Consider the following 8,569-nt stretch of genomic DNA (forward strand, 5'->3'; position numbering starts at 1 on the left):
ACTGCCATCAATTGGAACATGTAAGGCACCTTGTACCACCACTTTTAATCCAACAAATGCAGCAATAATCACCACTAAACTCATTGACCACACTTTAGCCAGCATAATTTCAAATACAGTTACAGGCATAACCATTAAGTGTTCAATTGTGCCATGTTCACGTTCACGAATCAGCGCTGCCCCAGTCAAAATAATGGAGAGCATGGCCACGTTATTAATGATCTGCATCACGCTACCAAACCACTGCGAGTTTAAAGTTGGGTTAAATCGAGCACGTAATTCCAGCTCCACAGGTAAAGCTGTGGCCTGACGATGACCTTGAATATACTCATTTACTTCCGACAAGACAATTTGCTGAATATATCCTGCACCTGACAAAGCCTGAGACATACGGGTTGCATCGACGTTGACCTGAACAGTTGCAGGATTACCGGCCAATAAATCTTTTTGGAAATCGACAGGAATATTAAGAGCAAATGTAAACTGCCCTGCATCCATGCCTGAATCCATCGCATTTAATTCAGTACTTTGTGCAACAAAATACGGTGGAAAAAATGCTGAAGAAATACGTTCCGATAAAATCGAATGATCCTCATCGACAATTGCAATCGGTGCCTTACTCAAACCATCAGGCAGTGCCGTGGCTGCCGTATATACCGAGATGGTAAAGGTATATAAAATCAACACCAGCATGATCGGATCGCGCCATAAACTCCAAAGTTCCTTACAACCTAGCTGATAGATATTCTGTAGTTTTTCTCTGAACATCTTATTGCTCCTGCTTTTTCAGTAAGGCAATCGCTGCAAACATCACAACGGGTACAGACAAACTCATTAGTCCGATGACTCGGTGTAAGTCTTCAAAGAATAACCCTTTATTGAAAATCCCACGGCTGATATTGACCATATGTGTTGCAGGATAGATTTCACCAAACCAACGACCAAAACCATCTAATGAAGATACTGGGTTGATAATACCGGCGAATTGCATCACTGGAATCAGGGTACCAATCATCACTAAAAACATTGCTGCAATCTGGCTTTTGGTAATCGTTGAGGCCAGTAAGCCCATACCTGTTGCAAAAATTACAAAAATCAAAGACGCCAAGGCGAGTGTCCAAAAGCTACCTTTAATAGGTACATCAAATAAAGTGACGATGATGAAACACATGAGTAGATAATTCAGCATTGCCAAGATGACATAGGGCAATTGTTTACCTAATAAAAACTCACTCCGTGTTACTGGTGTCACATACAGGTTTACAATTGATCCCAACTCTTTTTCACGTACCACTGACAAAGCTGTCAGCATTGCAGGAATTAACAATAACAGTAGCGGAAATACTGCAGGAGACATTGCAGGAAGACTTTTAATATCTGGGTTATAGCGAAAACGTGTTTCAACATTCACTTTAGGTGCTAATTTATAACCACTTTTTTCGAGGGCTTGTTGCATCATCCAATAGGTATGAATACCCTGCACATAGCCTTTAATGGTTTCTGCACGTGTAGGCATAGCGCCATCAATCCAGGCTGCAATTTTGACATTTTCCCCACGATGCACATCACGCGCAAAATTTGGAGGGATCTCAATTGCTAATGTGATATCACCACTGCGCATCCGTTGATCAATTTCTTCATAACTTTGTAATGGTGGTTTTTCAATAAAATATCGTGAACCTGCAAGCCCCATACTGTAGTTTTGACTTAACCCACTCTGATCTCGATCCAATACCGCAAAGGATAAATCCTCGACATCCATGGTGATCCCGTAACCCATCACCAAAAGTAAAATGATTGAGCCTAATAAAGCCATTGTGGCCCGAATCGGATCACGTGCGAGCTCTAAAGATTCACGCCATGCGTAGCTAAATAACCGTTGAAAACTAAAATGTTTCGGCTTTTCATTATCACGTTCATTGGCATCTTTTAAGGTCATACTCTTAGAGATATCGTCAGGCTCACCCTGGGTACCAGCACCAGCATCAATCAAATAACCTATAAAAGCCTCTTCAAGACTTTCTGCTTGACGATTTTTGATTAACTGTGCAGGTGCAGCACTATCAAGTACGCGTCCCGCATGCATCATCGACATTCGATCACAACGCATTGCTTCATTCATAAAGTGCGTTGAAATAAAAATGGTGACCCCATCATTACGCGATAAATTAATTAAATGACGCCAGAAGTTATCCCGTGCAATCGGGTCAACCCCAGAGGTGGGTTCATCTAAAATTAAAATTTCTGGATTATGTACCAAAGCCACAGCAAGCGATAAACGTTGACGAATCCCTAAGGGTAAGTCATCAGGCAATTTTTCTTGTACATCAAGCAGATCAAAACGCTCCAACATCAGTTGTACGCGTTCATCTATTTTCTCAGCAGGCACATGAAATAACTTGGCATGTAAAACCAAGTTCTGCATGATGGTCAACTCACGATAGAGCGAAAAAGCCTGTGACATATAGCCCACACGACGACGCGTTTCGATGTTGTTGCCCTCAACAGGCTCACCAAATAACCAAGCCTGTCCTTCTGAAGCCTCTAACAGACCCGTGAGGACTTTCATCGTGGTGGACTTACCACAACCATTAGAACCTAAAAATCCAAAAATCTCGCCACGCTTAATTTTAAAGTTAACGTGATCAACCGCAGTAAAGTCACCAAACTTTACTGTCAGATCCTTAGCTTCTAGTGCATATTTTTCATGATCATCAGTTTTTAAAGCTGGGATCACCACAGGCTCATAGCCCTGCTTCTTTTCCTCAGGCAACAACTTAATAAATGCATCTTCGAGATTGGCACTTTGTGTTTGAGCCAATAACTCTTGCGGTGTACCTGTTTGCAAGATATTGCCATCATCCATCATAGCGAGCCAATCAAAACCTTGTGCTTCATCCATATAGGCCGTTGCAACAATCACACTCATCTGAGGACGAACCTCACGAATACGATTGATTAACTCCCAAAACTGCGCACGAGCCAAGGGATCAACCCCAGTGGTGGGCTCATCTAAAATCAGAAAATCAGGATCATGAATTAAAGAACAACATAGGCTCAGCTTCTGCTTCATCCCGCCAGACAACTTACCAGCAGGACGATCTAAGAAGTTATTTAAACCTGTACTCTTGGTTAATTCATCGATACGTTTACGACGCTCTTCTGCATCATGTCCGAATAACCGTGCAACAAACTGTAAGTTTTCTTCAACCGACAAAGTCTTATAAAGGTTTTTACCTAGACCTTGTGGCATATAAGCGATATAAGGACATACTTTCTGACGATGCTTTTTATTGGCAATATCGCCGCCCAACACAGTCAACGTACCCTGCTGTACCACTTTTGCACCAGATAACAGTGCTAGTAGGCTGGATTTGCCTACCCCATCTGGACCAATTAAGCCAATCATGCAACCTGCAGGCAACGATAAAGTAATATCCTTTAACGCTTCTGTTTTGCCGTATTTCAGGCTGACATTTTTAATTTCCGCAACAATCGATCCAGGCATAGATTGTTGTTTGATCATTTGACGTTATTCTCTAAAAATGTAGGCCATGCTGCTTTGTCATCGAGTTTGATATAAGCCATACCGGGTAAACCTGTTTTCACTTGCTCGATGTGTTTATTTAACAAGGCAGGATCAATTTTAGCCTTAACACGGAACATCAGTTTTTGTCGTTCACTCGCAGTCTCAACTGACTTTGGCGTAAACTGTGCAGTATCAGCAACCATTGACACCTTTGCTGGAATGACAATATTTTTAGCCGCATCTAAAACAATACGTACTTCAGTGCCTATAGCAACACGACCTGCCACTGTCTCTGGCAAGAAGAACGTCATATAAACATCTGACAAATCAATCAAGTTTAATACACGACCACCAGCGGCAATCATTTCACCTGGCTGTGCCACTCTAAACTGAACACGCGCCTTTAAAGGTGCTTTTAGCTGTGCATCATCAATATCGAAATTAATACGCTCGATACTGGCTTTAATCGCATCTACTTTTGAATAAGCACTTGATACTTGACTACGTGAAGCAACAATTGCCCCTTCAGCACTTTGTACCTGTGCCTGTGCTGCTGCAAGTACTGCAGTAAATTGCTGAACTGCTGCACGTTCATCATCTAATTGTTGCTTAGATGATGCGCCTTCTTTTGCCAATACTTCAGTACGTGCTAAACGATTTTTTGCAGCCATTAACTCAGTTTTACGCTGCTGTACCATGGCTTCAGCTGCTGCTTTTTCACTAATTCGCATCGCAACTTGCGCTTCTGCTGTTGAAATTGCATCTTGAGCTTGACGTTGTTGTGCTTCAATTTCTCGTAATTGCGCTTCTAAAGTTGAGATTTTGATACGTGCCAAAACCTGACCCGCTTCAACAAAATCACCTTCTTTCACCAACACATCTTCAAGCTGACCGGCAAACTTACTGGCGACATTGATCTCGGTTGCTTCAATACGACCATTACCACTCACCAGAACATCCTGATCTGACTTGTGCATATATTGCCAAATAAAATAAGCCGCTATACCAATGACTACAACTGCCGCCGCAATAGATATTTTGTTAATTTTCATATGTGTTTAACCATTTATATATTTAAAGATCAACAATTTAAGATTGTTGGGCAACAGCCGTATCGCCACCAAGGGCAAAATATAAATTGACGTAAGACTGCATAAGTGCACTCTGTGTTTCAATCCACTGTTGTTCGGCTGCAAGTAAGCTACGCTGCGCATCAATGACATCTAAATAACCCACTGAACCGTGGTCATAGCGCAATTGTGCAAGACGAGCTGTTTCTCTAAAGGCATTAAGCCCCTGTTGTTGAATTTGTAGTTGCTGACCAAGCCCACGTTGTTGAGCTAATGCATCAGATACCTCGCGAAAAGCCTTTTGCACCACTTTTTCATATTCAGCCACCGCAATATCATTACGGACTTCAGCCAAATTTAAGTTGTTTTTCAAACGACCTGCGGTAAAGATTGGCACGCTAATACTCGGTGCAAATGACCATAACGAACTTCCTGACTTAAATAAGCCATCTAAATCCGCACTGGCTGTACCAAAATTACCTGTCAAAGCTATACGTGGGAAAAAGGCTGCACGTGCTGCATAAATATTGGCGTGTCTTGACTGTAATAATGCTTCTGAGGCCCGAATATCGGCACGATTGAGTAATAAATCTGATGGCACACCAGTTTGCAGTACACCTGTTTTAAAGGTGATTTTGTCTAATTCGGGTTTAGGTACAGCAATAGGCTGGCCAATTAACTGAACCAAATAGTTCGCAGTTAACTCACGTGTTTTTTGCAGTTGAACCAAAAGACTTTGACCATTGGTCAATAAGGTCTGTGCCTGCATATATTCAACTTTAGAGCCTGCACCAACTTCGTATCGACGTTTAAATATATGAACGGAATTTTCGTAATTACGCACTGAACGCTGTGCATAATACATCCGTTTCTCCAGTTCAGATAAAGTTAAATAAGTTAAAACTGACTGCTGAATAATACTGTTTCGAACGGCAATTTGATTATGCTGTGTTGCAAAGAACTGTTGTAAGGCAGCATCGTTCAAACTACGAATGCGTCCCCATAAATCCAATTCCCATTGATTCATCCCCAGACCAATAAAGTACTGATCTGTAGTCACAGCACGGCCCAATGGCGATAAATCACCCGGAATACGACCACGTTCATAGTGACCCGTGCCCGCAATCGTTGGAAACAGTTCTGAACGCTGAATACCATACGCTGCCTGCGCTTCTAAAATACGCAGTGCAGATATTTTTAAATCGTGATTATGTTCTAAGGCAAGATTAACCACTTGAATTAACACAGGGTCATTAATATAGTCAGACCAAAGCAGTGCACGATACTCTTGGGAGGAACGACTTGGATAAGTATCTGCTAATGCAACTTTAGGTTGCTGGTATTGCTCAATGTTTTGACATGCAGTGCCAAGCATGGCACCCATAACCACTAAAAAAAGTTTTGAATATTGTGATCGAATCACATTTATTCTCCCCAATAATTCACTGAATAAAATAAATGTGAGTTCGAAAACATGGTTCTTAATTGAATATTCACCAACTGTTTCAATCTCAGTTCAATATTAAACCCCATATCGAACATCCATTTATGTATTAGACCAATAATTGATGTCATGACAAAATCAGCAAGCATGCTTAAATCTGATTTTCTGGACAATTGTTTTAATTTCTGTGCTTGCTTTAGCCATTTAAGATGCTTTTGCTCTCTTAAATTACGTACATGCATCAGGTACTGATTGAGCTCACCTTTACTTTCCAGACCATAGAACCACAAACAAAAATACGCTCGATACTTCTCTGCATGTAAGTTGATATTATTAGAAATATCTAAAATAAATGCATTTATTGCATCAAGGCCTTGTATGTTCTGTGTGGCATGACTGCAGTTTGCTTCAATCCAATCTTCTAAGTATTTAAATACACGTATAAATAACCCATCTTTAGAGCCATAATGCCGTGAAACTAAACCACGACTATAACCAGCTCTAACCCCTACTGCTTCTAAAGTTACAGCCGAAATACCACCGTCGGATAATAAAATAATTGTTTGTTCAACCATTTTATTATCAGACTCAATTACTCGGATTTGCTGTTTCTTCCCCTGGAAAATATGTTCAACCTGAATGGGTTGACCTGATTTATATATATTTTGCTGATTCACACCCGCACCTCAACAAACTCACTTAAATATTGTTATTAACAACTTTACATATTTATCAATATATATATAAACAAAATAAAGGTCAAAATAATTAGGAGAACTCATCAGTAAAATTTTCAATGAAATCAAAGCATTTTGATAGGGATTCATATGATAAAAACTAATGTAGCTTTTAAAAGTTAATCAAAAATATTATTTGACTAATATAATTATTTAACCTACCGTAAAATGTCGGTTAAAACATACAATGAAATATAAGCTTATGAATTTTGCCCAACTTTCTCTCGACTTGATCGAAGCACAATATGCTTTAAAAAACTCTAGAAATGAAAAAAACTCCAAAAGTATTTTAATTTTAATTGGTGGAATTGAGCTAACAAATAAAGGGAAATCCATAAAAAAACTCACAGAATTAATGGACCCTCGATATTTAAAAATTAGAGCAGATATTCCAAATAAAATCAGTCCAGAAAAAATAATATGGCAGCCTTATGTGAACAACATCCCAAAAAAGGGAGAAATTATTATCTTTTATGGTAACTGGTATACAGATTTACTTGCTTCAACTCTATATGGTGATCAAAAAATATCCGAAAGTGAATTTCAAAAACATTTAAATAGCATTCACAAATTTGAAGAATATCTTAACAACCACGATATCGACATTGTTAAAGTTTGGTTTGATGTTTCATGGGAAAAAGTTAAAGGTCGTCTTAGTCATTTTGATTTAAGTAAGACCGTACAACGTGTACCAAATTTTTCTTGGGATAACTTCCCGATGGATAATTGGAAAAATAAAACCCTGTATAATGACATTCAAAATGTCAAAGATCGTTTTATTGATGACTGGCATATTATTGATAGTGAAGTCAACAAAGAGCGTAATTTTCAATTTGCTCAGCTGGTTTTAGATCATTTAAGTATTACACCTAAATCGATAAAAAGTCGCTTGCGCTATAAACCTGCTCCTATTCATCCAGCTTTAACTCAAATTCAGTCCGACACAATTGATCAAACGCAGTATGTTAAGGCGATTAAAAAGTTACAACATAAGGTTGCAGAGGCACTGCGTTATTCATCAAAAAATGTAGTCTTGGTGTTTGAAGGTATGGATGCTGCTGGTAAAGGCAGTTCAATTCGACGTGTCATTAAATATTTAGACCCTCACGAATATAATATTCACGGTATTTCTGCACCTGAACATTTTGAACAATTACACCCCTACTTATGGCGTTTTTGGACGAAACATTCTAACAATGGTGCTATTAATATTTTTGACCGAAGTTGGTATGGTCGTGTGCTGGTTGAACGTGTTGAAAATCTAATTAGCCCTGCTGAATGGCAAAACTCCTATGAAGAAATCAATCAATACGAAAAACAACTCAGCCAAAGTAATACCATCGTGATTAAATTTTGGTTAGCGATTTCTAAAGATGAACAATTAAAACGCTTTGAAAAGCGTTTAAACACACCGCAAAAGCATTTTAAAATCACTGAAGAAGACTGGCGCAATCGAGAGAAATGGGATAAATATCTGCAAGCCGCTTCTGATATGTTGAAGTATACCGATACGCCTACAGCTGCTTGGCATATTATTGCCAATGACAATAAACTTGTCGCACGTATGCAGATTTTAGAAAGTATTTTAAAACGACTGAAAGCCTAAACTATAAATTTAGATAGTCGCTTACTCTAAGAGAGTGACTATCTAAAAATACTACAACTCAGATGATTTCTGTCTCATCGCATCAAGTTCGTTATTTGTCTTCATGCCAGATTTTTTTATCAATTAACTTGCCATTATAAATATGAATCAGAACATGATAGGCGGCAGCGCCACCTTCATTAA

The 8,569-nt window shown here is 39.2% G+C and carries 6 protein-coding genes; 1 reads left to right on the plus strand and 5 read right to left on the minus strand.

Annotated features, from left to right (window positions below; genetic code table 11):
• The 5 genes from Aru01_RS17305 to Aru01_RS17325 form a co-directional block, all read right to left on the minus strand.
• The coding region (locus Aru01_RS17305; RefSeq protein WP_042111679.1) for an ABC transporter permease at positions 1–768 on the minus strand (768 nt) is incomplete at its 3' end.
• A 1-nt stretch (position 769) separates the two neighbouring features.
• Complete coding sequence (gene rbbA, locus Aru01_RS17310; RefSeq protein WP_016655952.1) at positions 770–3,526, minus strand: ribosome-associated ATPase/putative transporter RbbA; 2,757 nt, start codon at positions 3,524–3,526, stop codon at positions 770–772.
• Positions 3,523–4,581, minus strand: coding sequence for an HlyD family secretion protein (locus tag Aru01_RS17315; protein WP_016655951.1), 1,059 nt, complete (start codon positions 4,579–4,581; stop codon positions 3,523–3,525). Before Aru01_RS17315 ends, rbbA begins: the two co-directional genes overlap by 4 nt.
• Before the next feature lie 37 nt (positions 4,582–4,618).
• Positions 4,619–5,983 (minus strand): efflux transporter outer membrane subunit, encoded by a 1,365-nt coding sequence (locus Aru01_RS17320; RefSeq protein WP_169744966.1) that lies wholly within the window; start codon positions 5,981–5,983, stop codon positions 4,619–4,621.
• A gap of 41 nt (positions 5,984–6,024) precedes the next feature.
• On the minus strand, positions 6,025–6,720 hold the full coding sequence (locus tag Aru01_RS17325) for a TetR/AcrR family transcriptional regulator (protein WP_016655949.1): 696 nt from the start codon (positions 6,718–6,720) through the stop codon (positions 6,025–6,027).
• Positions 6,721–6,982: 262 nt separating this feature from the next.
• Between Aru01_RS17325 and Aru01_RS17330 the strand changes: the two genes are divergently transcribed.
• Positions 6,983–8,386 carry a phosphate--AMP phosphotransferase gene (locus Aru01_RS17330; protein ID WP_040331119.1) on the plus strand — a complete coding sequence of 468 codons (1,404 nt, stop codon included), beginning with the start codon at positions 6,983–6,985 and terminating at the stop codon, positions 8,384–8,386.
• Positions 8,387–8,569 lie beyond the last annotated feature (183 nt).

It is taken from the genome of Acinetobacter rudis (genome assembly GCF_000829675.1).
Lineage (GTDB): Bacteria > Pseudomonadota > Gammaproteobacteria > Pseudomonadales > Moraxellaceae > Acinetobacter > Acinetobacter rudis.

Bases quoted from the DNA above. Each gene is read 5' to 3' on its own strand.
- rbbA (WP_016655952.1), bottom strand. From the start codon at position 3,526: ATGATCAAACAACAATCTATGCCTGGATCGATTGTTGCGGAAATTAAA.
- Aru01_RS17315 (WP_016655951.1), bottom strand. From the start codon at position 4,581: ATGAAAATTAACAAAATATCTATTGCGGCGGCAGTTGTAGTCATTGGT.
- Aru01_RS17320 (WP_169744966.1), bottom strand. From the start codon at position 5,983: ATGGGTGCCATGCTTGGCACTGCATGTCAAAACATTGAGCAATACCAG.
- Aru01_RS17330 (WP_040331119.1), top strand. From the start codon at position 6,983: ATGAATTTTGCCCAACTTTCTCTCGACTTGATCGAAGCACAATATGCT.